Annotated in this window: 1 protein-coding gene; it reads left to right on the top strand. The window is 68.7% G+C overall.

Features of this window, described 5'->3' with window-relative positions; genetic code table 11:
- Positions 1-376 precede the first annotated feature (376 nt).
- The gene (locus C5E05_RS19685; protein WP_146081208.1) at positions 377-1255 is read left to right on the top strand and encodes a hypothetical protein; all 879 of its coding nucleotides are present in this window, start codon (positions 377-379) and stop codon (positions 1253-1255) included.
- Positions 1256-1406 lie beyond the last annotated feature (151 nt).

Below are 1406 nucleotides of genomic sequence, written 5' to 3'. Positions count from 1 at the left end.
GGGTGGAGGAGGGAGGCGGGGGAGTGAGCCTCAGCCACAATGCCCATGTTCTTCACCTTGCTCTGGCCGAGCTGTCCACAGCTTTCGACGGTGCTCGTCGTGGCGGTCGCAACGCGTCTACGTTCGAGCAATGGGACAAGGTGGCGGCGCGGATGATGCTGACCGGCATGGAATCTCGGGTGCGGGCCCAGCGGGCCCAGCGGGCCCAGCGGGCCGAGCGGGCGGTGCAGGCCGTGCGGGCAGGCGGGAGCCGCGCATTCAGTTGCCGTTCGACCTGCGGTTCGCGGCATTCAGCGTGGCCGAGGCCCGAGCAGCAGGTGTCTCGAAGTCCCGGCTGCGCAACAGCGCTGAGGCGCGGCCATTCCGCGGAGTGCGCGTGCCGCAGCCGATGCTGGAACCGCAGACTGCCGAGGCCTCCGTCGGAGTGCGCGGGGCGAGTGACGAGTTCGCTGCCTTGGCCGCCCGCATGCAGGAGCTCGACCGCAGCTACTGGCCGGTCATGTCTCCGAACCAGGCGTTCGGCGGTGTCTCCGCCGCCCGTCTCTACGGACTGCCCCTTCCGTTGAGACTCCTGGCCGACGCGTTGGTCCATGTCATCGTGCCCAAGGGGAGGAACCCGCCCCGCGCGAAGGGCGTGACAGCGAGATCCGTCCCGCCGCGCTTCTGGAGTCTCGGCCGTCTTGGGGGTCTCCCGGTGGCCTCACCGGAGCTCACCTACTGTCTCCTCGCCCGTCACCTGGACGAGCTTGAGCTCGTGCAGGTCGGCGACGCCCTCATCTCGGACGCGGACAACTATCCAGGGCGCACTTGGCCTCAAGCGCTGACGACGCGGGATCGTCTGGCAGCCATTGCTGATGCCTGGTCGGGATGCGCGGGCGCCGCCGTGCTGCGGTCTGCCACGCTGCGCATTCGCGAGCGCGTCGAGTCGCCTTGGGAGTCGACGACGCGGATCGCCTTGGTGGATTCCGGTTATCCGGAACCAGACATCAACGTCCCGCTCATGTCGGGAGCGCGCCAGGTGGCCCGAATCGACCTCGTCGATCGCGAAGCTCGCATCGGATACGACTACGAGGGCGACGGGCATCGCACGAGTCAGCGCCAGTGGCGCCTGGACATCACGCGCAGCAGGGAGATCGAGAGCGTGGGGATGCGGCACGTGCGTCTCACTGTCGCTGACCTCGTGCCTGCCGGTGGCCTGCAGGCCTTCACCGACTACGCGAAGCGGCTTCGCGCCGAACGTCTCGGGCGGGGCTGAAGGTTCCGGGAACGCGCTGTTTGCGGCGTTCGTGGCGACATAGTTGTGGCGTGGAGTGGTTGGCGAGCGGTTGTGGAGCACCGAGCCACAACTTCGGGTGCGGGTTGCGGGTTGCGGGTTGCGGGGGCGGGAACCGGGTGCGGGATGGGGC

It is taken from the genome of Pseudoclavibacter sp. AY1H1, assembly GCF_002931055.1.
GTDB lineage: Bacteria > Actinomycetota > Actinomycetes > Actinomycetales > Microbacteriaceae > Pseudoclavibacter.
Note: the sequence above shows the minus strand (reverse complement) of the source record. Positions and strands in the feature narration are given on the sequence as shown.